Here is a 24840-nt window from a genome sequence, read left to right on the forward strand (position 1 = left end):
AGGGTCAGAGGCAGATGATAAGAACCGATAAAGCCGGTCAGGGTTTAGCGGGGGCTAAAAGAGTTTAATAAACAATCATCTGTCTCAGTTCTTTGGAACTTCTAAGCTTTTGACTGTTTTTGATCTTTATTGATAGAAATAAAGGTCTTCTTCAGGAATCAATGCCGTTCAATGTGAATTGAACGGCATTTTGCATTTCAGAGGCTATTTTTTTGAGAAAAATGCGGAGGGAGATTCGCCGAAGGTTTTTTTAAACATGGCAGAGAATGCTGATTGGCTGGCATAGCCCAGTTCGGTCGCTACCTGAGATAGTGGTAGTCCACGTGATATCAATGGAGTCACTCTTGCCAGGCGCATTTGTTGTCGCCATGTGCCAAAACTCATATTCAGATCTTGTTCAAACAGCCTGGTTAATGTTCTGGACGATGCCCCCACTTGTTTGGCAAGTACATCCAGCGTGTCATTCGATGCTGGATTTGCCAGCAAAATTTCACAAAGTCCCTTTAATCGTTTATCTGTCGGCATGGGCAGGTGAATTGGCAAGGTCTTGGCTGTTTGTAGCTCATCAATGATGACCTGCGTCATATGGTTTTCTCTTGGGCCTGGCGTGTCCAGTATTTCAAGACTGGCAATTAACTCCTTTAGCAGTCTGGAGACTTCAAGAACCAGGCAGTGTTTCCCGCTAAAAGGATTGCGGTCCGCATGAATGTGAATGACGCGTAGCTGAGAGTCAGCCAGAGTTCTGACTTCGTGCGTGACATTGGGCGGTATCCATATTGCCCGCATAGGAGGAACAAACCAGATGGAGCCCTCTGCGACTACTTGCAGCATGCCCTGCGGGGTATAGGTCAGCTGCCCCCAATCGTGTTCATGTGGAATCAGATTTTGTGCCAACTGCAAATTGCGCGCGACCAGCCGTATGGGTCTGGCGGGTGTCGGGTCGCTTTCGGGTGGATGAGGATTTGTGTGATGACAAATGTGTACTGGCATAGCATCTCGTCGGTTAATGAATGAAATGGCGTAACGGAGATAAATATTGTCCCATTATCTTAAAACTGACTTACTGATTTTTCATACACTATCATCAGATGACAACATCTATTTGATGCAGCTGATGATGCGATCAATTTACATAACTGACACGAACGGGAGTCTGTATGACGACAATGAACGCCACGCCGGCGAATTTTAAACAAGATGTGATGGTCATCAGTCTGGTTGGTGTGGCACATGGCATCTCACATTTTTTTCATATGATTCTGGCACCGCTATTCCCATGGATTAAGGATGCTTTCGAATTATCGTATGCAGAACTGGGTTTGTTAATGACCGTATTTTTTGTTATTTCTGGCATCGGTCAGGCTTTGTCTGGCTTTATCGTGGATAAGCTGGGCGCGCGTACGGTCTTGTTTTTTGGTATCGCCTGTCTTGGCATATCGGCACTGACGCTTTCCATGGCGCAAAATTATGTCATGTTGTTGTCTGGTTCTGCATTGGCAGGCGTGGGCAATAGCGTGTTTCATCCATCTGACTACACCTTATTAAACAAGCGAGTGTCGATGCAAAGACTGGGCTATGCTTTTTCTGTTCATGGCATTAGCGGTAATCTAGGCTGGGCAGCCGCACCGGTGTTTTTGGTGACCATTGCGCAACTGGCCAGCTGGCGCACGGCTTTATTTTGTGCCGCTTTTTTGCCATTGATCGTATTGCTGATTTTGTTCATCTATCGCGACGTGTTGCAGACCGAAGTGCATCCTGCACATGGCACTGATCATGCGGATAAGCCAGCAGAAGGCTCTATGGATTTCATGAAAATCCCTGCCGTTTGGATGTGTTTTGGTTTCTTTTTTATGATTTCCATGGCACTGGGTGGCATACAGAGTTTTTCTTCTGCCAGCCTGCGTGATTTGTACGGCATGTCATTGTCGTCGGCAACGATGGCTTACACGATGTATATGCTGGCCTCGGCAGGGGGAATGCTGTGGGGCGGGTATCTGGCCTCGAAAACCAGCAATCACGACCGTACCATTACGCTGGCTTTCAGTTTTGCAGGCGTCTTTTCTTTGTTACTGGCAGCTGGATGGGCAACTGCACCCGTGGCAATTATATTAATGGCAGCGATTGGATTTGGCTCTGGTGTTGCCGGGCCATCGCGGGATTTGCTGATTCGCGCAGCTGCCCCTAAAAATGCGACAGGCCGCGTCTATGGTGTGGTGTATTCCGGACTGGATTCCGGGCTCGCTTTGGCGCCGTTGCTGTTTGGTGCCATCATGGATGCGCATCATCCAGCGTGGTTATTTGTCTGCGTCGGATTTTTTCAGGTATTGGCGATTTTGACTGCGGTGAATGTCGGTACAAAGACAAGGGCGTTGGCGGCGTGAGATTTGGCCGTTAAAATGGGGCTTTCATCTTGTCAGGTGAGTAAGATTTTTCTCACCTTTCAATCTCTGCTCACCATTTTTCACTCTTACTGAATAAGGAAACACGATGTCATTTGCAACTTGTGATCTTTGCGATGCTCACGAAGATAAATTAATTTCCGGTGAAATGGCGGCATTGCCACCAATTTTCAGGCAGTTTGGCGGAGTAGAGAAGTTCAGTGGGCCGGCAACGACATTAAAAGTATTTGAAGATAATGGCATGGTAAGAGCCGTGCTGGAAACATCGGGCAACGGACATGTGCTGGTGATTGATGGCGGAGGCAGTCTGCGTTGTGCTTTAGTGGGCGGCAATCTTGCTGTGCTGGCCGAAAAGAATGGCTGGTCCGGTATTGTCGTACACGGTTGTATCCGGGATATTGAAGAAATCAATGATTGTCATATCGGTGTTCGCGCATTGGCAACGATGCCTGTCAAGAGCATTAAGCGTGGCGGTGGTGAGCGCGATCTGATCATTTCGATTGCCAATGTCCGTATCGCACCAGGAGACTGGGTCTATGCTGATGCCGATGGCGTTGTCGTCGCTAAAACAGCCCTGCATCAATCCTGATGCCTGTGTTGTGTGTTTTGTATCTGGTTTATATCCATTTGATATCCGCTCTTAGAGCAGTTCGATACTTTGCAGATTCAGATAGCTGCTTTGACGTATGGTCTCAACAAAGTCAGTGAGATAGGCTTTTTCTGATAATTCTGGCTGGCAGGCAGCATATAGTCTGCCAGTTAATCCTTCTGATGTAATTCGTTTGCTGACGACATAATTCCGGTTCAGGTAATTCTGTGCCGCCCAGACGGGCAGGGTGGCGATGCCACGTTTGCTGGCGACTAACTGCAACATGGCGACGGTTAGCTCCGTGGTGCGCCGTGCCGCTGCGTTGATACCAGCTGGTTTCAGAACCTGACGCACAACATCCAGCATGTCATCCGGCACCGGATAAGTAATCAGCGTCTCGGTGGCAAAGTCTTCCGCTTGTAGATAGTCTTTTTGTGCTAAAGCATGGTCTTTTGCAAGCAATGCCACGATCTCAAAGCGGAATAGTGGATGATAGGCGACGCTTTCAGCATGGTCGATATCAGACACAATGGCGACATCTGCTTTGTGTTGATACAGCAAGCCGACCGGATCTGCTTGAAAGCCTGACACGATATCGAGCTCCACTTCTGGCCAGCGTTGACGGAATACATCCATTGCTGGCATCAACCAGTCAAAACAGGTGTGACATTCAACGGCAATCCGTAATTGCCCGGCCACACCTTGTGCTAATCGTGCCAGATCGCGCTCTGTCGTTGCTACCTGCGGAAGTACGTAATCTGCGAGTTGTAATAAACGTTCACCGGCAGGTGTGAAACGTATTGGTGTTGATTTTCGCTCGAATAAGGCAACGCCATGATGATCTTCCAGTAACTTAATTTGATGCGATAGGGCGGATTGAGTAACGTTCAGCAAGGTCGCTGCCCGCAGCAGATTGCCTGCTTCTCTCAATGCTAAAAGAGTTTTCAGATGACGAAGTTCAAGGATGGATTGCATTATGAGTTAAATTCAAGTTAATTCTTAAAATATGTCGTTTGAATAATAGTCTAGTTTCTTTCATGATGGAAGTACGAAGAATCATCATAGAGAACAACATGACAAAAGCACATATTTTGGGATTTCCGCGCATCGGAGCGCAACGCGAATTAAAATTTGCACAAGAGGCTTACTGGCGAGGTGATGTGAGTGCCGGGACATTGCAGGAGACAGGCAAGGAATTACGCGCCTGCCACTGGCAACAACAAGCTGCGGCAGGGTTAGATATGGTCACGGTCGGTGATTTTGCCTGGTACGATCAGGTGCTGAATACTCTCGCACTATTGGGAGCGCTGCCCGAAAGATTCGGGTTTGATGCCAAGCATCTGAGTCTCAATGATTACTTTACCGCTGCACGTGGAAGCACTCAACATGTAGCTATGGAGATGACGAAGTGGTTTGATACCAACTACCATTATTTGGTGCCGGAATGGACGAACACCACGCGGTTTGATGGAGGAATAGACTGGTTATTCGATGAGTTGTCAGAAGCGCAATCGGCAGGGTACATAGCGAAAGTGGTATTGCTCGGACCTTTGAGTTTGTTATATCTAGGTAAGGCGAAGCAGGGTTTGCAACATAAACTGGAGCTGTTGGAGAAGTTGCTTCCTGCTTATCAGGCGGTGTTGCAGCGTTTGCAGGCAGCTGGGGTGGCGTGGGTGCAGATAGATGAGCCCATATTGGCCTTGGATTTGGAGCAAGAGTGGTTAGAAGCATTTGTTCCTGTCTATACCAGATTGGCATCTCAGGCACCGGACATCTTACTGGCAACGTATTTTGAGTCGGTTCAGGAGCGTGCTGCGTTGTTGCATGCGCTACCGGTTGCGGGTGTGCATATCGATCTGGTGCGTGCGCCGCAACAGCTTCCTGCACTATTGAAAGACTGGCCAATCAATCGTGTTTTGTCCGCAGGATTGATTGACGGCCGGAATATCTGGCGTGCCGATTTGTCTTCATTGTTGGAATCGGTGCAGGTGGCTCACGTATCGTTGGGTGATCGACTGTGGGTGTCTGCCAGTTGTTCTTTGCTCCATGTGCCGGTTGATCTTGCATCTGAATGCCTGATGGATGCAGAGATCAAGGATTGGCTTGCATTTGCGGTACAGAAAATGGCAGAAATTAATGCTTTAAAGAAAGCCTTGGATGGTGACAGGCAGGCGATAGCTTCCCAATTTGATGCCGCAGATAAGGCAATTCGTGATCGCCGCTTATCATCCCGCATCCATAATCCTTTGGTTCAGAAGCGTCTGGCGCAAACGACGGCAGCTGATGCGCAACGTAGCCATGTGTTTTCCCAGCGCATCGTACAACAGCAACAGCGCTTTCAGTTGCCATTGTTTCCAACGACCAGCATAGGATCATTTCCACAGACGATGGCCATACGGCAGGCGCGCGCTGCCTATAAACGTGGCGAACTTCCACATCTGGAGTATCTGGAGGCGATGCGTTCAGAAATACGGCATGTGGTCGATCAGCAACTGGCGCTGGATATTGATGTGCTAGTACATGGCGAGCCGGAGCGTAACGACATGGTTGAGTATTTTGGTGAGCAGTTGTGGGGCTATGGTTTTACTGAGTATGGATGGGTGCAGAGCTATGGTTCACGCTGTGTGAAGCCGCCCTTTATTTATGGAGATGTCTATCGTCCCGAAGAAATGACTGTCAGCTGGAGTTGTTATGCACAAAGTCTGACGGATAGACCCATGAAAGGAATGCTGACCGGGCCAGTGACGATGTTGCAATGGTCGTTTGTGCGCGATGATCAGCCTCGTGCGACGACGGCATTGCAAATTTCGTTGGCGCTTCGGGACGAGGTTGGCGATCTTGAAAAGGCAGGCATCGGGATGATACAGATAGACGAACCGGCGTTCAGGGAGGGGTTGCCACTCAAGCGCAGCCAATGGGCTGAATATCTTGATTGGGCAGTGCATGCGTTTAAGCTCAGTTCAGCGGGTGTGCAGGATCAGACGCAAATTCACACACATATGTGTTATTCCGAGTTTAACGATATTTTGCCCTGGATTGCAGCGATGGATGCCGATGTCATCACAATAGAAACATCACGTTCGGATATGAAGCTGCTGGATGGATTTGGCGATTTTGCTTATCCTAATCAGATTGGTCCCGGTGTTTACGACATTCATTCTCCGCGCATACCCAGGGTAAGTGAAATGCAAAAACTACTACAAAAAGCACGGAGCGTGATTCCGGATCGTCGTTTGTGGGTGAATCCCGACTGCGGTCTGAAAACGCGTGACTGGCCAGAAACGATCGCCGCGTTGAAGCACATGGTTGAGGCTGCAAAATTACTTCGTGCCTCAGTGGCAGAGGATGAGCATTCGGAATGCTGTCAGTCGTGATTGCTTATGCGGCATCGTATTTCACCACCTTTAACCGCAGTGAATGCAGGATCATGACGATGTCCTGAGTCCAAATGGACATCTAATTAACATCACAGTAAACATTGAATCGGCAGGCTGACTGGTCAATTTAGATAAATTGACCAGCTTTCCGTAGAAAGCACGGGAAGAGTCGGCGTAAATCCTTTAAAATAGCGGCTTCATTCAAAAGCAGCTTGTGGGTCTTTCGCCTCATGGCGAAAATGCCCGCATAGGATATTCCATATGAGCATGTCTACTACCCTGGAAATCGTCGAAGAATTACGCGCTGGTCGCATGGTAATTTTGGTTGACGAGGAAGATCGCGAAAACGAAGGCGATTTGATTATGGCGGCAGAGTTTGTGACGCCAGAAGCAATTAATTTTATGGCAAAGTTTGGCCGTGGCCTGATTTGCCTGACGCTGACAGAAGAGCGTTGCGATCATTTGAATCTGGCGATGATGACCAGTCGCAATGGTACTTCATTCGGCACGAATTTTACGGTATCTATTGAAGCGGCTGAAGGCGTGACAACGGGTATTTCAGCTGCCGACCGCGCGCGTACCGTACAGGTGGCCGTTGATAAAAACTCGACAGCACATGATATTGTCCAGCCTGGTCATATATTTCCCCTGAAGGCTCAGAAGGGCGGCGTACTGATGCGTGCCGGTCATACGGAAGCTGGCTGTGATCTGGCAGAACTGGCTGGCCTCACACCGGCTTCTGTTATCTGCGAAATCATGAAAGACGACGGCACGATGGCGCGTCTTCCGGATTTATTTGAGTTCGCCAAAGAACATCAGCTGAAAATCGGTACCATTGCAGATTTGATTCATTACCGCAGTCAGACGGAGAGTATTGTTGAGCGTGTTGCTGAGCGTGAAATGCATACAGTGCATGGCAGTTTCCAGGCGGTTGTTTATCGCGACAAGCCAAGCGGTTCCGCCCATCTGGCGTTGATACATGGTGAGCTGGACAAGAGTAAAGAAGCGCTGGTGCGTGTACATCAGCCTGTGTCGATTCTCGATTTGCTGGAAAGCAAGGCGACAACGCATACATGGAACATTGCTGCAGCGATGTCTACAGTCAAGGCATCCGATTCTGGTGTCATCGTATTGTTGAATTGTGAAGAAACTGCGGAGCAGATGTTTGATCAGTTCAAGGCTTTGCAAACAACAGGAGCCCGTCCCGTCGGGCGCGCTGCACGTATGGATTTACGCAATTACGGTATTGGTGCACAGATTCTGAAAGATGTCGGCGTTGGTAAAATGAAATTACTGGCAAGCCCAAGAAAGATGCCGTCTATGACTGGTTTTGACCTCGAAGTCGTCGGTTATCTCGATAAGCCTTGTACTGACAAATAATTGCGGCAGCAGATCTGACAAACCGTCGAACAACATTATTCAGGCGCCAAGCGCAAGAAAGAACATCATGACTGTAGGACATTACGAATCAAATTTAGATGGTGCCGGTGTAAGAATTGGTATCGTTCAGGCGCGTTTTAATGACAGGGTTGGCAATGGTTTATTGTCTGCTTGCCTGGCAGAGCTGAGCCGCCTGGGTGTAATGAACGAAGATATTTTGCACGTCACCGTTCCGGGCGCATTGGAAGTGCCGCTGGCATTGCAAAAACTGGCTGAAACGAATCAGTTTGATGCGTTGATCGCGTTAGGTGCTGTTATTCGCGGAGAAACTTACCATTTCGAGTTGGTATCGAACGAATCAGGTGCTGGCATTACGCGCGTTGGTCTGGATGCGGGCATTCCGATCGCTAACGCTATACTCACCACTGAGAATGATGAACAGGCCGAAGTCCGCATGCAGGAAAAAGGCGCAGATGCTGCCAGAGTCGCTGTGGAAATGGCAAATCTGACGTTGGCACTGGAAGAGTTAGCGGAAGCAACCGAAGACGTGCATTACGACGCCTGATCAGGTTTGAATGCCCTTGTTGTCAGAGGGCGAAATCAGTCAATGCCAGAAAAGTATCAAGCAGACACCAAATAAGTACCCAGCAAGAACCAAGTAAGATCGAGCACGATCAGGTAAGAGAAAATAATGAATAACAAACCACAACACGCCAATCCAAGCAAAAACCGCTCTCCGCGCCATCGTGCCCGTGAATTCGCTTTGCAGGGACTGTATCAATGGCTATTGAATAACGAAGATTCTGGTGTGATTGATGCACATATTCGTCAGGCGCATGGTTTTGATAAGGCAGATCAGGCTCATTTTGATGCGTTATTACACGGCAGCATCAGGGACTCGATTGCTTTGCGTGAAGAAATTGCTCCCTTCATTGATCGTACCATTGCAGAATTATCGCCAATTGAGCACGCTGCTTTATTGATTGGTACTTTCGAGCTGAAAAATCATATCGAAATTCCATACCGTGTCGTGATTAACGAGGCGGTAGAGCTGACGAAATCATTCGGTGGTCTGGATGGACATAAATATGTGAATGGCGTGCTGGATAAACTGGCTGCAAAATTGCGGACGACTGAGATCGCTGCTGGTAAATAGTAATTGATTGATAGATAGTTGATACAGATTTAAACAAATTTAAACAGGTTTAAACAGATTCAAATACATTCTTTCGCCTTATTTCCCAAAAGGAAAATAAGGCGTTTTTTTTTTAGGTTAGCTATGGAACATAATCTCGCAAGTCGGCTGGATCATATCGCACCATTTCATGTGATGGAACTGATGAAAATGGCTGCCAATCTGGAGTCCCAAGGGCGTCATCTGATTCATATGGGTATTGGAGAGCCAGATTTTACTGCGCCACAACCCGTGATTGATGCCGCAACCAGGGCAATGGCGGATGGTCGCCTGCAGTACACTTCGGCATTAGGTGTGCCCGCATTACGTCAGGCGATCTCTGATTATTATCAGCAAACGTATGGATTGCACATTCCCTCTTCGCGTATCGTTGTAACCGCAGGAGCATCTGCGGCGTTATTGCTGGCATGCGCTGCACTGGTGACTCCTGGTAAGAAAGTACTGATGCCTGATCCCTGCTATCCATGCAATCGCCATTTTGTGGCCGCATTTGAAGGGAAGGCGACGCTGATTGCGAGTGGGCCTGAGCATCGTTTTCAATTAACGACAGAAATGGTGGCGCAGCAATGGGACGAAGATACTATAGGGGTTTTACTCGCTTCCCCCTCAAATCCTACTGGTACGTCGATTTCGCCGGATGAGTTATCCGGAATTATTGCTAAAGTCAAAGAGCGCGGCGGTTTTACGATTGTCGATGAAATTTATCAGGGATTGACTTACGACCAGGCGCCATTTTCAGCGTTGTCGTTAGATGATGATGTTGTCGTGATCAATAGTTTCAGCAAATATTTCAATATGACAGGATGGCGTCTGGGGTGGCTGGTTGTGCCTGAACGGATCGTTCCTCAATTAGAAAAACTGGCGCAAAATTTATTCATTTGTGCCTCCTCGGTTGCGCAACATGCAGCGTTAGCGTGCTTTGACCCAGAAACGATAGCGATTTATGAGCAGCGTAAAGCAGAGTTCCGCAGACGCCGGGATTATATTGTGCCTGCATTACGCGAATTGGGTTTTGGCGTTCCAGTGACGCCGGACGGCGCATTTTATGTCTATGCCGATTGTTCTCGTTTTTCTGATGATGCCGATATGTTTGCAAAAACGGTGTTGAATGAAGCTGGTGTCGTGATCGTGCCAGGTTTGGATTTTGGACCTGCAACTGCGAAGACTTATGTCAGAATTTCTTATGCCAATTCGCTGGAAAATTTACAGGAAGCGATGTCCAGATTAAGGAAGTTGCTGCAAGCATAAAAATAAAAAACCGCCCGAGTTTGTGAACTGAGGCGGTTTTTTTCAGATGTGGTTCTTGTTACAGTGCGGCAACCTGTTCTTTCTTTGCATCTACAGGGACAGTTTTTGCTTCATTGCTGTCTGTTTTATGCGAAGTGGCTGCTTCAACTGGCTTGACTGACGCTGGTGCTGGCGGCGCTGTAAAGAAGGTCGGTACATTTTTACCGGCAGACACATCTTTCAGGCGTTTGTATTCACTCATGACGCGCGAGCCGTAGCCAGAGTCATTGTCAAATGCGGCTGCGCCTACATACAACTTTAATCCCGCTTCAACAGAACCAGCACGTGATACATAGTCTTTCAGAATCAGTGCGCCTACTTTGATATTGGCGACAGGATTCAATGCTGCTTTGACGCCTCCCAACTCCTGAAATTTATCATGATGTACCTTGGACATCACCTGCATCAGACCCTGTGCGCCAACCGGACTTTCAGCAAATGGATTCAGTCCTGATTCAATCGCCATGACGGATAAAATCAACAGTGGATCAAGTTTAATTTCTTTTGCTGTCAGATAAGCTGCAGAGACCAGCATATTTGTTGCATCACTCGCAACGCGATAGCGTTTGGCGAGCCAGTGGGTAACCCATTGTTGCTGGCGTTGATTTCCCAGCATCTTGATCTCTTCATCAGACGGAGCCGCGTTGTTGGCGGTGTTGTTTGTGCTGACTTGTCCTGGTGCCTGCATTAACGTTGCCAGGCTTGGTGGAGCAACTTCTTCCTGTGAAGCTTCTTCCTGTTCGGCAAACGGAGATAAGTCTCTGAATTTATCTGTCAGTTCTGGTTTGATAAACATCAGTGCCAGAATAGTCATGGCGATCAGGCCAGAGATTACAAACAGGTGTTTTGCTGTAGTGAGAAAGCCACTGGTGGTATCTCGTGCTACAGAACTCAGCACATTGTGCTTGGCAGAGTCGGAAAAATTACTTTCTTGTACAGCTAAAATAAAACGTTGAATCATATTACCTCCTGAATCTTCGCGAAGCTATCCATGCTCAATATCAAGCTGATAGCGTAACAATCAATACTTCCGCGAATCAGAAACATCGCCTTCGTCGCAAGTTGCGATCCAAAGACGCCGGAGTTGTTTGTCAATTCAAGTCCGTCAGACTTGGTCATGGAGCATCCAGTGACAAACAACTTTTTTCGGGAGAAGGCAGACGCCTTTCGAAAACAATCCTTACAATGTTATATGGGGCCCGATCCCCGTGAATGATGTTACCGTTAAGGCGAGGCTTTCGATGTTTCAAAAGCGGCGGAAGTTTTACTTCTTCATCAAGTTGGGCGAATTGTAGGGGCGGTTTTATATCAAGTCAATACTATCAAAATTGATTTTGATAACTTTTGAATATAAAGAAAACTGCTGCATTGCAGCAAAAATGAATAAAATCAAGTACTTATCATATTTTGCTTGACTAACTAGTTCAGAGATACAAAAAAGAGAAAAATGATTAAATATTCCGATTTGAGAGACTTTATTTCTCAATTGCAACAAATAAATGAATTAAAACAGATTGACATTCAGGTGTCGCCTCATTTAGAAATGACGGAAATCTGTGACCGTACTCTCAGATCAGCAGGCCCGGCACTTTTATTCAATCAGCCGACAGGGCACCAGATTCCGGTATTGGGTAATTTGTTTGGTACTCCTCGCCGTGTGGCGCTGGGCATGGGCGCGAATGATGTGAGTGAGTTACGGCAAATCGGCCATGTGCTTTCTGCATTAAAAGAACCAGAGCCACCAAAAGGTTTTAAGGATCTGATGGGTATGGGATCGCTGGTGAAAGCGGTATGGGATATGGCTCCCAAAGAGGTTCGTGGTGCGAAATGCCAGGAGATCGTTTGGGAAGGAAATGATGTCGATCTGGCGCGTTTGCCTATCCAGCATTGTTGGCCAGGTGATGTCGCTCCTTTGATTACGTGGGGACTGGTGATTACCAAGGGGCCAAATAAAAAACGTCAAAATCTTGGCATTTATCGTCAGCAGGTTCTTGGTCGGAACAAAGTCATTATGCGTTGGCTGGCGCATAGGGGAGGGGCTCTGGATTTTCGCGAGCATGGCATTGTTAATAAAGGTAAGCCCTATCCGGTCGCTGTGGCGCTGGGGGCAGATCCAGCCACTATTTTAGGTGCGGTTACGCCAGTTCCGGACAGTTTGTCTGAATATCAGTTTGCAGGACTGTTGCGCGGTAGTCGAACAGAGTTGGTAAAGGCCATCGGTAGCGAGTTGCGGGTGCCTGCATCGGCAGAAATCGTATTGGAAGGGCATATTTATCCGGACGAATCGCACGCCAGTGGTTACGAGCATGCGCTCGAAGGTCCGTATGGCGATCATACAGGCTATTACAATGAGCAAGACTGGTTTCCGGTTTTCACGATCGACAGGATCACGATGCGTCGTGATCCTATTTATCACTCAACGTATACCGGCAAACCACCGGATGAGCCTGCGGTACTTGGAGTTGCTTTAAATGAGGTCTTTATTCCACTTCTGCAAAAACAGTTCAGTGAAATTACGGATTTTTATTTGCCACCGGAAGGTTGTAGTTATCGTATGGCCGTTGTGCAGATGAAAAAATCTTATGCAGGTCATGCAAAGCGCGTGATGTTTGGGGTGTGGAGCTTTTTGCGGCAATTTATGTATACCAAATTCATCGTTGTGGTGGATGAGGATGTGAATGTCCGTGACTGGAAAGAAGTGATCTGGGCTATCACGACCAGAGTTGATCCTTTGCGGGATACGACCTTGGTTGATAACACGCCGATTGATTATCTCGATTTTGCCTCACCTGTCAGTGGACTCGGAAGCAAAATGGGGATCGATGCAACGAACAAGTGGCCTGGCGAAACTAATCGTGAGTGGGGGACTACTATAAGTATGTCTGCTGATGTGGTGCAGCGCGTTGACGGTATCTGGAAAGAATTGGGTATCGAATGATCAGTTTGAAGTTGCCACCGCGGTTGAGTAGAAAAACTCATACTCAAGCAGTTCGTCCCTTACTCTACAGCTTTCGCCGTTGCCCTTACGCGATCAGAGCCAGATTGGCGATATGGCTGGTGGGGGTTGATGTGGAGTTGCAGGAGGTTAGTTTAAGAAATAAACCACCGGCGATGCTCGAAGCTTCACCTAAAGGTACTGTACCTGTTTTGGTATTGCCGGAAGGACGTGTGATTGACCAAAGTCTTGACATTATGTGCTGGGCTTTACGTCAGATGCCTGATGTAGCCTGGTTCACAGCGGATGGTCGTCTTGACAGTGAGGCACATGCACTGATCGTTCACAATGACACCGTGTTTAAAAAAGCGCTGGATCAATATAAATATCCGGAGCGATATCCGGATGCCGGCCGTGAATATTATCAAGAGCAGATTCGTCTGCAGTTGCGCGATCTGAATGAGCGGCTTGCTCGCCATCGTTATTTATGTGGTGAACAGATTGGTATTGCTGATCTGGCACTGGTTTCTTTTGTGCGCCAGTGCGCCGGGGTCGATATGGAGTGGTTTAATTCCGCACCATTTCCATTGCTACACTCCTGGTTGAGTGAAATTCTGACTTCAGAACTGTTTGAGGCGGTAATGCAGAAATAAGCGCCGCAAGAAACTAATCAGGATCAATGTCATTGTTCAGCGGCGTTCTTATATGAATCAGGACTGATGCAATATTGTTCCGGCAAGGCATGACAACGAAGGTAGTACATGTGCTTGTAGGTGGCTGCATTACAGGAAACTAAAACGTCTTGGGGTGGTTTTGCGTCAGTTCTGTGAACGTGCTTGTCGCTTAAATATATAGTTTGTAATGTTTATATGTCGTTTGTGAACATCCATTTTGTGACAAGTCCATGCTCCGTGCCTGATTCAGATAGTCAGTATGTCAGTATGAATCTGAGGTTTAACAGAGCATGGAAATGCTTGCTGATGGTTGAACGTGGGTTTGACATTATTGATTGATATTTTCAATCAACGAGTGATGATCAGTTTCGTACCCAGGCCAATAAAAATGCTGCCAGCAATACGGTCAAGCCATAATCCTGTGCGTGGATTGCGATTAAGCCAGCTTCCGGCGCTACCAGAGAAGTAGCCAAGTAAGCCGAATAGAATGGCTGCTTGCAAAGTGAAAACCAAGCCTAGTTGTGCTGTTTGCCACTGCACTGCGCCATGCTCTGCGATCACAAATTGTGGCAAAAAAGACAGAAAGAAGAGTACTACCTTAGGATTGATACTGTTAGCAAACAAGCCTTTGGCGAATAAGGTTTTCAGTGATTGATCTGGCAGTGCATTGCCGCTGATCTGTGTGTTGCCGCTGCTGCGCAGGGCATTAACTCCGAGATAAATCAAATACAGACCGCCGCTGAGTTTTAATGCAGTAAATGCCATAGGTGAGGCTGCAATTAACGCACTGATACCAAGGCTGGCTAATATTGTGTGGCTAATGCAGCCTAACGCGCAGCCTAATCCAAATGCTACGCCTTGTTTCCTGCCTTTTGAAATCCCCACTCCCAGCACCATCAGATTATCTGGGCCGGGCGATGCCGTAATCAGGACTGCTGCAAACAAAAAGCTGACGAGTTGTTCCGGGCTGAGTGTCACATTACACCTTCAAATATAGAAAATAGAAATATTGATTTTATCTTATGCATAATGACAGGGTGCTGGTACTCAGTCGGATTGTCATTGTTTTATTAGGTTATTTTTGCCTGAAATATCAATCTCATGCAGAGGCCAGGATAAATGTCTGCGCAGTATTTATGATCCTGCTATAATGTTCGTTGGCGGGCCCCTGCGCATTGCGGCATGGCCAATCTGGTCAGGTCGGGAACGAAGCAGCCACAGTCATTTCCTGCAAGTGCCGCAGATCAGGCTCGCCAACTTCCTTCCAGTATTTATCTTCACTCCAACTTCCAAGTTTTTCTGCATTGTTCGCGCATAAACGTGAATATTATTTTGCATGCAGCGGTAACTTATTTCACATTTACTTCAAATACTCTATGCAACAATATCTATTGTCGCTGTACTACTTTGGCGTCAGATATCCGATGTGCATGAATAACGATGAATAATAAGGAGATGAACATGAATACAATGAAAAAATGGTTGATCGCAAGTGTACTGATGTGGGGATTAATCCCATTTGGTTTTGCTGCTGATGATCGCGGAACTACGGAGCAGGCGACTGCAATGGTAAAAAAAGGTATCGCTTATATTAAAGAGCATGGCAAAGAAAAAGCGTTTGCTGAATTTGCTAATATTTCCAATAAAGATTTTCATGATCGTGATTTGTATCTGTTTGTCTATGACTTAAATGGTGTGAATCTGAGTCATGGCAATAACCCTAAAATGAATGGCAAAAATCTCATTGATCTGAAGGTCGGTGATAAATTTGTTGTCAAAGACATGATTGCCTTGGCAAGCACTAAGGGTAAAGGTTGGGTTGATTATCAATGGCCTAATCCAGTGACAAAAGTACTGGAAACAAAATCGACGTATCTTGAAAAAGTTGATAACTACTTTGTCGGTTGCGGTGCTTATAAATAATATTTTCCAATTGTTGTCTTTGTAATATTTTACTGTTGCTTCTCTCAAAGCCATTCCACGTAAAACGGGAATGGCTTTTGTTTTGTGATGTTGAAAAATGGTATATCACTTGATTCTCCGGTTGTTCCCATATGACAATGTAAGTCTGTGCTGCTCACCAGGTTGAATGGTGATGTGTATGTGATACGTCAGATATGGCATCACAAAACCAGATATAAGGAATAAATGTGACTAAAAAAAGGCATCGTCAGAACAAGTCTGGTTCTGGTATTTATCCGATTACCCAGCGTTTCTTTGCATGGTTATCGCGTCCACTGTTGTTATCTGGCCTTGTGCTGACGATCCCGGCTTTTTACTTTTTATTGAGCGGAAATACAGACAACGTTCGTCGTGCCGGACACCTTTTGTACTTGCTGGCGGCCTTGACTATTGCTCTCGATACTTATCTGCATTGGCGTATTAATCGTTACCAGAAGCGACGTAGTGGAAAAATGTTGCTGGATATTTTGATCATCGTAGGTTCGCTTGCCAGCAGTTTTCCTTCGGCTGCAGAGTGGGGGGCTTTGGAATGGTTGCTCAGGTTGGGATTGTGTGCTGCCATTTTGATGAGAATCGCCACCTTGGTTTTGCAGCACATGAAGCCCAGTCATTTGGTGCAGATAATTGGACTCGCTTTGTTAATGCTCAGCGCCGCCGGTGCTGGATTTTATTGGCTGGAGCCGAACGTGACAAATTATCCGAACGGCGTTTGGCTCGCATTTACGACTATTGCTACCGTGGGTTATGGTGATATCGTGCCTTCAACGCCTGCATCAAAAATATTCGCTGTGTTTATCGTATTGCTCGGTTACGCCATGTTTTCGATAGTAACGGCGAATATTGCTGCTTTATTTGTGGGGGAGGAGGAGGAAATGTTTGAACGTGAATTACATGCCGACATTCGCTCTCTGACCAGAGAGGTGTCGGCATTACGCGAGGAATTGCGTAGTCGCGAAAAATTATTTGTACAAATGGAGAAGGAACTCATGCTCAGAAATAAAACGAAAGAAGAGCAGGCATAATCAATATCACTATATTTTATGGATTACGCCTTTTGATTTCCCTTTTTCCTGATTACTTATGACTGGAAACAGCGCGAAATAATTCGTTGTTGCAGTTCTGTCTCAATCATATTTTCCAATGTGCCATAAACACGACCGTGGTCTGCATCTAATCTGCTGCTGATAAAAGCATTGGCTATCTCTTCAGGTGCATGTTCTTGCATTAGAAAACCTTGCACTACCAGCACCAATTTTTGCACAAAACGACGTGCGCCAGCTTCTTGGTTGGCGGTGGATGCCTGTAATGCCAGCTCCAATTCAGCAGTCATTTTCCGTACTGTTGCGGAACGTGATCCTGATAGCTGTTTCAGCAGTAGCTTTGTACCGGATGGGTCGCGGTCAATGGCTCTGAGTACGTCAAGGCACATCACATTACCTGAGCCTTCCCAGATGGAATTCACGGGTGCTTCGCGATACAGACGTGCCATAGGGCCATTTTCTACATAGCCGTTGCCACCCCATACTTCCATGCATTCGCCTGTGAACTCCAATGCCCGCTTGCAAATCCAGAATTTTGCTGCAGGTGTGATGATACGTTTCCATGCTTTTTGCAAAGGATCTTCTGGTGCGTCCAGCGTTGCAGCAAGTTTGAGCATCAGATGCGTTGCTGCCTCGCTTTCCAGTGCCAGATCTGCGAGAACATTGCACATCAGAGGCTGTTTATCGAGGGTGGTGCCAAAAGCATGCCTGTTCTTGGCGTGATGTACTGCTTGCACTAATCCTTGTCGCATCAATGCGGCGCTGCCGATGACGCAATCCAGCCTTGTCAGGTTCGCCATATCAATAATGGTAGGGATGCCCCGGCCTTCTTCACCGACCATAATCCCGTAAGCGTCCTGAAATTCGACTTCGCTACTGGAGTTTGATTTATTGCCCAGTTTGTCCTTGAGCCTTTGTACTAATATAGTATTTTTGATACCGTCCGGTTTCCAGCGGGGTACAAAAAAGCAGGATAATCCCACTTTTGTTTTTGCCAGTACCAGATGTGCATCGCACATTGGGGCGGAAAAAAACCATTTATGACCCGTCAGGGAGTAGGCTTCACCTCGCCCCTCATTCTCGATTGGTCGTGCGATGGTCGTGTTGGTACGAACATCGGAGCCACCTTGTTTTTCCGTCATTCCCATCCCTATCATGATGGATTTTTTTTGTGCTATAGGTAGATCGCGAGGGTCGTGTTCTCTTGAAAAAAGTGCTGTTTTGATTTGTGAGAATAAAGCCGGTTCGTTTGCCAGTACGGGAATAGAAGCAAATGTCATTGTGGTAGGGCAAAGAGAGCCTGATTCCACCTGTGATTGTAAAAAATATCCCGCTGCTCTGGCGACATGCGCTCCCGGACGCGGCTCCATCCAGGGCATGGCCTGCAAACCTTCTTTTCTCAGTAGCGATAATAACTGGTGCCAACTGGGATGGAAATGAACCTGATCAATCCTGCGGCCAACGCGGTCATGCGTCTGTAGTTCAGGTAGGTGATGGTTGGCTAGCTCGCCGAGCTGCAAGATATCTTTACTGCCCAGCATTTCTCCTGATTTTTGCAGTGTGTCCGAGTGCCACTCAGCGCCGTGAGCGCTTATCGCTTCCATGAGCGCAATGTCGCTGGAAAAAATATTGTAATTATATAAATCTGGTACCTGATTGAGAATCTCGTGGGTAATCCATTGCATGCGTGTCTCCGAGGAATGAATAGGGGTTCAAACAGTGTAGTGCCACGCGGAACATCAGGTGTTCGCTTTTGCCGCATGAGATAATAAGCGGATGATGAAGAGTGATAGTCCATTGAAGCTGAGGCGCAAGCCGGTACAGCAACGTTCGAAAATGACGCAGGCATCGATTCTGGATGCCTTTGTTCGGCTTTTGGTAGAAAAAACTTATACAAAATTGACAATGCGGGATATTGCATTGGTTGCCGGAGTCGGTCTGGGTACTTTGTACGAGTATTTTCCGGGTAAAAAATCAATTGCTGCACACTGCATACATGAGCGATTCAAAAACATTGGCACCTCCATGCAGATGTGGATTGAGGAATTGCGTGGGTTGCCAGTCATTCAGATGACTGACATTCTGATCGATCGCATCATTGGGCTGCATGCCAGGGAGGCAGAAGAATGGTCCGCATTGATCTTATTAGAGCGACAGATTTCGGATATACAGTCTTACCGCAGCCTGTATGCGCATATTGTGAGTATCTGGGGGCAGGCAATTGAAGCAGGGTGTGATGCGGCATTATATGCAGGCAAGAGCGCCGAAGTCGTCCACGCTGCTGTGTATGGCTTGTTATATCAGCGACTGATGTTGTTGCCGCACAGCTTGTCGGATGAAGAATTTCAACAAAATGTCAAAACTCTGGTGCTGGGATATTTGCAACTCCCCGCGGATCAATGCAAATGATGCTGTCTGAATAAGGTAAAATCGCAGGATGTCCTATCAAGTTCTCGCCCGTAAATATCGCCCGAAAAGTTTTGAAACACTTGTCGGTCAGGAGCACGTTGTCCGTGCCTTATCCCATGCTCTCGAACAGCAGAGGTTGCATCACGCCTATCTGTTCACCGGTACTCGCGGTGTCGGTAAAACGACGCTGTCGCGCATCTTAGCCAAGTCGTTTAATTGCGAAACAGGTATCACGGCAAAGCCATGTGGCGTTTGCAATACTTGTACCGCCATTGATGCTGGTCGTTTTGTTGATTACATAGAAATGGATGCTGCATCGAATCGTGGTGTAGATGAAATGGCATCTTTGCTGGAGCAGGCGATTTATGCGCCGTCGAATGCACGCTTTAAAGTGTATATGATCGACGAGGTGCACATGCTGACCAATCATGCGTTTAACGCCATGTTAAAAACGCTGGAAGAACCACCGGAGCATGTGAAGTTTATTCTGGCAACCACAGATCCTCAAAAAATTCCTGTTACTGTGTTATCGCGTTGTTTGCAGTTTAATCTGAAGCAGATGCCCCCAGGACATATCATTGGGCATCTGGAAAATATTCTCGGACAAGAACAGATAGAATTTGAAACCCTGGCTTTGCGTTTGCTGGCACAAGGAGCGCATGGTTCCATGCGCGATGCTTTGTCATTGACAGATCAGGCGATTGCCTATGCCGCAGGTAAAGTAACTCTGGACGCTGTGCAAGGAATGCTGGGGGCGCTGGATCAATCCTATCTGATCCGTTTACTTGACGCGTTGCTTGCCCGTAACGGTAAAGCCTTGCTGGACGTGGCCGATGAGATGGCCGCCCGCAGTCTGTCATACAAATCTGCCTTGCAGGATTTAGGAACCCTATTGCACCAGATTGCGGTTGCGCAGCTGGTTCCTGATGCAGTTGCCGATGATTTGCCTGAACGCGAGCAGATCATGCGATTGGCTAACGATTTTGGTAAAGAAGAAGTACAGTTGTTTTATCAGATTGCCGTACATGGCCGCAATGAACTGGCGCTGGCACCTGATGAATATGCAGGGTTTAGCATGACGCTATTGCGCATGCTGGCATTTCGCCCCCTTGATGATAATGACTTGACTCGGGCCGCATCTGCTCCTGTGCGTTTGCCATCTCCGGCGGGGCGGGGCGTGCCGCCGTCACCTGCATCAACACCATCAGTGACTGGTGTTGAAAGATCGGCGCAGAACCCTGCCGCTAATGTTGCTAACGTCTCTCATCGTAGCAATGCAAGTTTGGCTGCAACGCCCGATGCTCAGGTGTCTGTCAGTCCGATTTCTGCTCCTGTAAAGGATACTGTTTCAGCAGCACCTGCAACGCGTATCAGTCCGGCAATGGCGGCATTAGCCGCAGCCCGGGCTGCCAGTGATAAAAAATCACCTGCCATTACCCGATCTGCTTCTGAGTCTGCTACAACCGCAGCACCAGCACCAGCACCAGCACCAGCACCAGCACCTTCGCCAGTATCCTCGTCAGTGCCACCCATGCCATTGGCATCAGCGCCAGTTACGGCACCGACGCCGAAGGCTGTGCCCACTGCAAGAGCCATTTCGCCTGTACAGTTACCACCAGAAATGCAGTCTGTCCCTGCCGGTATGGACGATATGCCACCGCCTTGGGATGACGATATATTAATGTCTTCATTACCGGCAGGTATGCCTGCACTTGTTGATGAACCAACTAAAAGAGACTTACCTGCGATACAAACTCCCTCATCTGGCAGGGGTAAAGAGGCGACTGCTCTTGTGGCGGGAACGTCAGAATTAGCTGCACCAGCAGCATTGTCACTATCAGCGACAACGCTTGCATCCGTCACGGTAGCCTCATCACCGCAGGCAGACAGAACTATCTGGAGTGCACCCGTACCTGAACTCAACTGGGATGGGCAGTGGCCTACTTTAGCGTCTGGTTTGCCAGTGCGCGGTGTTGCGCAGCAATTGGCCCAGCAAAGCGAGTTGATTCATTGTCGTCCCGATGGAAATGTTTTTTTATTCGAATTGCGCGTTCCTTTGACGACGCTATTATCTGCTGGCAGTGTGGATAAATTGCAGACGGCGTTGTCTGAGAAATTCGGACGAATGATTCGCGTCGATGCCAAAATTGGTGCCGTGGAACAAACGGCAAATGCACAAGCAATTGCTGAGCGAGAGTTGCTTCAACGCAGAGCTGAACAGTCGATACAGGATGATCACTTTGTCCAGACTCTGATACGTGATTTTGGTGCCAGCATTATTACCGGCAGTGTGCGTCCAGTCTGATCTGGCAGTCATCACGTACTGATGCTTTTGCCTCTATGATTAATTCTTTAATTTATATTTCATTCCTTTATTTTCCGGAGTAATTCTTATGATGAAAAACCAAATCGCTGGCCTGATGAAGCAGGCACAGGCAATGCAAGACAATATGAAAAAAGCCCAGGATCAACTGGCCTTGATTGAAGTGGAAGGGCAGTCCGGTGCTGGCATGGTGAAGGTAGTAATGACATGTAAAAACGATGTTAAGCGCGTTACCATTGATCCGTCCTTATTGGCAGACGATAAAGACATGTTGGAAGATCTGGTTGCCGCAGCATTTAATGATGCTGTGCGTAAAGCAGAAGCGACTTCGCAAGAAAAAATGGCTGGTCTGACTGCTGGCATGCCTTTGCCACCAGGCTTTAAGATGCCATTCTGAGTGTGAAAAAACCAGGCAGTCTGGAGTCGCTGGCAGAAGCACTGCGCCGCTTGCCCGGTGTCGGGCCAAAGTCGGCGCAGCGTATTGCTTATCACTTGTTGCAGCATGACAGGGAAGGAGCCACCATTCTTGGGGATGCCTTATTGAATGCTGTTGAGTTGATTCAGCACTGCACTTCTTGCAATACCTTTACCGAAACGCAGGTGTGTGAAACCTGTGCAGATACGGCGCGCGACAGAAGTTTGTTGTGCGTCGTGGAAACGCCTTCCGATCAGTTAATGATAGAGCAGACCTTGACCTTCAAGGGGTTGTACTTTGTCTTAATGGGGCGTTTGTCTCCGCTTGATGGGATAGGTCCAAAAGACATCCATTTAGAAAAGCTGATTGCCCGTGCAACAGACGGTGTGGTGCAGGAAGTGGTGCTGGCGACCAATTTCACGAATGAAGGCGAAGCAACAGCGCATTACATCAGCGAGACATTAAAAGCCCGTGGACTCAGAGTCAGTCGCCTCGCACGCGGGGTGCCGGTGGGCGGTGAGCTGGAGTATGTGGATGCCGGTACGATTGCCCGTGCTATGCTTGACAGGCGTACTACCTGAGCATCACGTAGCGAGGGCGACTTGAATAACCATCGCGATATATTGATCATATGACGACACAAGAAAAAAAGCCCGGCCCACTTGCTGGTATCAAAGTGCTGGAACTCGGGACGCTGATCGCCGGCCCTTTCTGTTCCCGTATGTTTGCTGAATTTGGCGCAGAAGTCATCAAGGTGGAGTCCCCTGATGGCGGTGACCCACTGCGTCAATGGCGTGTGTTGAAAGACGGTACCTCGCTTTGGTGGAGCGTACAGGCACGTAATAAAAAAAGCATCACGTTGAATATGAAAGAGCCGCAAGCCAGAGATGTTGCGCGTCGTCTGGCGTTGGAGGCCGACGTTATCATTGAAAATTATCGTCCTGGTGTGCTCGAAAAATGGCAGCTCGGATATCAGGAGTTGAAGGCGCTGAATCCTTCAACGATCATGGTGCGCTTGTCTGGTTATGGTCAGAGTGGTCCGATGAAAGAATTGCCTGGATTTGGCGCTATCGGCGAGTCTATGGGCGGATTGCGTTATGTGTCAGGGCATCCTGACCGCCCGCCGGTACGTGTCGGTATTTCTATAGGGGATTCAGTCGCTGCTTTGCATGGTGTGATCGGTGCGATGATGGCGTTGCGCCATCGGGACGTGACTGGCGGGCGCTGGAATGGTCAAGTTGGTGCTGCCAGCAGCGGCGGGCAGGGGCAAATGGTGGACGTGGCTTTGTATGAGTCCGTCTTTAACCTGATGGAGTCGCTGGTGCCAGAATACGATCATGCTGGTGTGATCAGAGAAAGAACCGGCGGTGCCTTGCCCGGTATCGTACCCTCGAATACCTACACGACAGGCGATGGGGAAAATATTGTCATTGCGGGTAATGGTGATGCCATTTTTCATCGTCTGATGAAGGCGATTGATCGCGATGATCTTGCTGCTGATGCAGAGTTAACCAGAAATGACGGACGTGTTCCACGCACTGCAGAAATTGATGCTGCGATTCAGGCATGGTGCACTACGCAAACGATTGATACCGCATTGGATAAACTCAAACAGGCCGATGTGCCGGTGGGCAAAATTTATTCGGTACGGGACATGATGAGCGACCCGCAATTTCTGGCACGCCAGATGTTTGAACAGCATCAGTTTGCTGATGGAACGCCTGTCAAACTTCCTGCGGTCAGCCCTAAAATGTCTGAAACGCCGGGCGGCACGCAATGGCTGGGGCCAACGCTGGGGCAGCATAATCATGAGGTGTTACTCGACTTGGGTTATAGCGCCGAAGATATTGCGCAAATGGAAAATAACAAAATCATCTGAATAGATGTGAAATAGGAGATAGCGATGAACCGTTCATTTTTAAAACAGTTCCTGATTGCCCTGGTTTTGTTTTTATTGGGATATTTCAGTTTTAATCGAAGCATATTTGCTGGAGATTCTGTGGCGGCGATCAGTATGTCGACACCGCAGCTCGTCGTGTACGATGCGGCGAAGCTGGCACCAGCTGAGAATTCAGTATTTAGCTAATCAGTCGGCTGGTATCGTCAATCATATCAACATTACATTAACCGAATGTAGATATGATGTTGTCCGATACCACTCTTAAAGTGATGCAAAAAGCGAGCACTGGCGGTATTCAGCCTAAAGTTTTCAAATAATCACGTATGCCAGCCAGCAACATCTCGACTGACATTGCCGTCAATATCAACCCCATCAAACGTTCAAAAGCCGTCATCACGCGCACGCCAAGTACCCGTTGCATACGTTCTGCGCTTAACAGCACGATCAGCCACACGACAGCAACGGATGTCAGTGCTGCGAGATGAATCGCCATATCCTGTTTGTTATCTGATGAAAACAGTAACACGGTTGCCAGTGCGGAAGGACCCGCCAACGCAGGGATGGCCAGCGGAACGATGAAGGGTTCATGCCCATCTTCCACGTCGCCAAATATGCCACCTTCCTGAGGAAATACCATCCGTAAAGCAATCAGGAACAAAATTACGCCTCCTCCTATTCTGAGAGAAACCTCAGATAGCTGCAATGCCGTCAGGAAGTGCTTGCCAAAGAACATGAAAAGCAACAGCAAGCCAAACGCAATCGCACATTCACGCACGACCACTCGCCAGCGTCGCTCCGGAGATACATGCGCCAGAGCGCTGACGAAAATCGGAACATTGCCAAACGGATCTGTCACCAGAATCAGCAGGATCAGTGACTGGAAAAAATCTTGTGTCATGTAGATAGTTGTTAGATGTGATCGGCAGAAAGCGCCGGAAAGATGTCTGCTGACGTT

General features: G+C 47.8%; 23 protein-coding genes and 1 other RNA gene. 18 read left to right on the top strand and 6 right to left on the bottom strand.

Annotation, left to right across the window (positions count from 1 at the left end):
- Positions 1-204: 204 nt before the first annotated feature.
- The gene (locus tag ACO0LB_RS05550; RefSeq protein ID WP_423047318.1) at positions 205-990 is read right to left on the bottom strand and encodes an AraC family transcriptional regulator; all 786 of its coding nucleotides are present in this window, start codon (positions 988-990) and stop codon (positions 205-207) included.
- 167 nt (positions 991-1157) lie between these two features.
- On the opposite strand from ACO0LB_RS05550, the gene ACO0LB_RS05555 reads away from it, so the two are divergent.
- Positions 1158-2381, top strand: coding sequence for an MFS transporter (locus ACO0LB_RS05555; protein ID WP_423047320.1), 1224 nt, complete (start codon positions 1158-1160; stop codon positions 2379-2381).
- Between the two features lie 106 nt (positions 2382-2487).
- Positions 2488-2988 (top strand): ribonuclease E activity regulator RraA, encoded by a 501-nt coding sequence (rraA, locus tag ACO0LB_RS05560; protein WP_423047322.1) that lies wholly within the window; start codon positions 2488-2490, stop codon positions 2986-2988.
- A gap of 51 nt (positions 2989-3039) precedes the next feature.
- Here the strand turns inward: rraA and ACO0LB_RS05565 are convergent, their stop codons facing one another.
- Complete coding sequence (locus ACO0LB_RS05565) at positions 3040-3963, bottom strand: LysR substrate-binding domain-containing protein (protein WP_423047324.1); 924 nt, start codon at positions 3961-3963, stop codon at positions 3040-3042.
- A gap of 98 nt (positions 3964-4061) precedes the next feature.
- On the opposite strand from ACO0LB_RS05565, the gene metE reads away from it, so the two are divergent.
- The 5 genes from metE to ACO0LB_RS05590 all read left to right on the top strand — a co-directional run bounded on the left by metE (position 4062) and on the right by ACO0LB_RS05590 (position 10188).
- On the top strand, positions 4062-6362 hold the full coding sequence (gene metE / locus ACO0LB_RS05570) for a 5-methyltetrahydropteroyltriglutamate--homocysteine S-methyltransferase (RefSeq protein WP_423047325.1): 2301 nt from the start codon (positions 4062-4064) through the stop codon (positions 6360-6362).
- A 264-nt stretch (positions 6363-6626) separates the two neighbouring features.
- Entirely contained in the window at positions 6627-7745 is a 1119-nt protein-coding gene (gene ribBA, locus ACO0LB_RS05575) for a bifunctional 3,4-dihydroxy-2-butanone-4-phosphate synthase/GTP cyclohydrolase II (RefSeq protein ID WP_423047327.1), read from the top strand.
- A 67-nt stretch (positions 7746-7812) separates the two neighbouring features.
- Positions 7813-8310 carry a 6,7-dimethyl-8-ribityllumazine synthase gene (ribH, locus tag ACO0LB_RS05580; protein ID WP_423047329.1) on the top strand — a complete coding sequence of 166 codons (498 nt, stop codon included), beginning with the start codon at positions 7813-7815 and terminating at the stop codon, positions 8308-8310.
- 126 nt (positions 8311-8436) lie between these two features.
- Positions 8437-8901, top strand: coding sequence for a transcription antitermination factor NusB (nusB, locus tag ACO0LB_RS05585; protein WP_423047331.1), 465 nt, complete (start codon positions 8437-8439; stop codon positions 8899-8901).
- Positions 8902-9024: 123 nt separating this feature from the next.
- Complete coding sequence (locus tag ACO0LB_RS05590) at positions 9025-10188, top strand: pyridoxal phosphate-dependent aminotransferase (RefSeq protein WP_423047333.1); 1164 nt, start codon at positions 9025-9027, stop codon at positions 10186-10188.
- Positions 10189-10246: 58 nt separating this feature from the next.
- Here the strand turns inward: ACO0LB_RS05590 and ACO0LB_RS05595 are convergent, their stop codons facing one another.
- Complete coding sequence (locus ACO0LB_RS05595) at positions 10247-11188, bottom strand: transglycosylase SLT domain-containing protein (protein ID WP_423047335.1); 942 nt, start codon at positions 11186-11188, stop codon at positions 10247-10249.
- A gap of 489 nt (positions 11189-11677) precedes the next feature.
- Here ACO0LB_RS05595 and ubiD point away from each other — a divergent pair, with 489 nt between their 5' ends.
- Both ubiD and ACO0LB_RS05605 read left to right on the top strand, forming a co-directional pair.
- The gene (gene ubiD / locus ACO0LB_RS05600) at positions 11678-13165 is read left to right on the top strand and encodes a 4-hydroxy-3-polyprenylbenzoate decarboxylase (RefSeq protein ID WP_423047674.1); all 1488 of its coding nucleotides are present in this window, start codon (positions 11678-11680) and stop codon (positions 13163-13165) included.
- 23 nt (positions 13166-13188) lie between these two features.
- The gene (locus ACO0LB_RS05605; protein ID WP_423047337.1) at positions 13189-13815 is read left to right on the top strand and encodes a glutathione S-transferase; all 627 of its coding nucleotides are present in this window, start codon (positions 13189-13191) and stop codon (positions 13813-13815) included.
- Between the two features lie 369 nt (positions 13816-14184).
- On the opposite strand, the gene ACO0LB_RS05610 is transcribed toward ACO0LB_RS05605, so the two are convergent.
- Positions 14185-14814: a LysE family translocator gene (locus tag ACO0LB_RS05610; RefSeq protein ID WP_423047339.1), complete on the bottom strand. Its 630-nt coding sequence runs from the start codon at positions 14812-14814 to the stop codon at positions 14185-14187.
- A 181-nt stretch (positions 14815-14995) separates the two neighbouring features.
- Here ACO0LB_RS05610 and ffs point away from each other — a divergent pair.
- The 3 genes from ffs (at position 14996) to ACO0LB_RS05625 (ending at position 16820) form a co-directional block, all read left to right on the top strand.
- Positions 14996-15094, top strand: an RNA gene (gene ffs / locus ACO0LB_RS05615) — signal recognition particle sRNA small type.
- Between the two features lie 203 nt (positions 15095-15297).
- On the top strand, positions 15298-15759 hold the full coding sequence (locus ACO0LB_RS05620; RefSeq protein WP_423047341.1) for a cache domain-containing protein: 462 nt from the start codon (positions 15298-15300) through the stop codon (positions 15757-15759).
- A gap of 227 nt (positions 15760-15986) precedes the next feature.
- Complete coding sequence (locus tag ACO0LB_RS05625) at positions 15987-16820, top strand: potassium channel family protein (RefSeq protein WP_423047343.1); 834 nt, start codon at positions 15987-15989, stop codon at positions 16818-16820.
- A 56-nt stretch (positions 16821-16876) separates the two neighbouring features.
- On the opposite strand, the gene ACO0LB_RS05630 is transcribed toward ACO0LB_RS05625, so the two are convergent.
- Positions 16877-18523 (bottom strand): isovaleryl-CoA dehydrogenase, encoded by a 1647-nt coding sequence (locus tag ACO0LB_RS05630; RefSeq protein WP_423047345.1) that lies wholly within the window; start codon positions 18521-18523, stop codon positions 16877-16879.
- Between the two features lie 91 nt (positions 18524-18614).
- Here ACO0LB_RS05630 and ACO0LB_RS05635 point away from each other — a divergent pair, with 91 nt between their 5' ends.
- From ACO0LB_RS05635 to ACO0LB_RS05660, 6 genes are all read left to right on the top strand, one after another.
- A complete protein-coding gene (locus ACO0LB_RS05635; RefSeq protein ID WP_423047347.1) occupies positions 18615-19247 on the top strand; it encodes a TetR/AcrR family transcriptional regulator in 633 nt (210 codons plus the stop codon).
- 28 nt (positions 19248-19275) lie between these two features.
- Positions 19276-21552, top strand: a complete 2277-nt coding sequence (locus ACO0LB_RS05640) for a DNA polymerase III subunit gamma/tau (RefSeq protein ID WP_423047349.1) — start codon at positions 19276-19278, stop codon at positions 21550-21552.
- An 88-nt stretch (positions 21553-21640) separates the two neighbouring features.
- Positions 21641-21967, top strand: a complete 327-nt coding sequence (locus ACO0LB_RS05645; protein WP_423047351.1) for a YbaB/EbfC family nucleoid-associated protein — start codon at positions 21641-21643, stop codon at positions 21965-21967.
- A gap of 2 nt (positions 21968-21969) precedes the next feature.
- Complete coding sequence (gene recR, locus ACO0LB_RS05650) at positions 21970-22566, top strand: recombination mediator RecR (RefSeq protein ID WP_423047353.1); 597 nt, start codon at positions 21970-21972, stop codon at positions 22564-22566.
- Between the two features lie 50 nt (positions 22567-22616).
- A complete protein-coding gene (locus ACO0LB_RS05655) occupies positions 22617-23864 on the top strand; it encodes a CaiB/BaiF CoA transferase family protein (RefSeq protein ID WP_423047355.1) in 1248 nt (415 codons plus the stop codon).
- Between the two features lie 24 nt (positions 23865-23888).
- On the top strand, positions 23889-24071 hold the full coding sequence (locus ACO0LB_RS05660) for a hypothetical protein (RefSeq protein ID WP_423047356.1): 183 nt from the start codon (positions 23889-23891) through the stop codon (positions 24069-24071).
- Positions 24072-24180: 109 nt separating this feature from the next.
- Here ACO0LB_RS05660 and ACO0LB_RS05665 read toward each other — a convergent pair whose 3' ends face one another.
- Entirely contained in the window at positions 24181-24783 is a 603-nt protein-coding gene (locus ACO0LB_RS05665; RefSeq protein ID WP_423047358.1) for a MarC family protein, read from the bottom strand.
- Positions 24784-24840: the final 57 nt, after the last annotated feature.

Origin of the sequence: Undibacterium sp. SXout7W, assembly GCF_049339385.1 — a bacterium.
Lineage (GTDB): Bacteria > Pseudomonadota > Gammaproteobacteria > Burkholderiales > Burkholderiaceae_D > Undibacterium.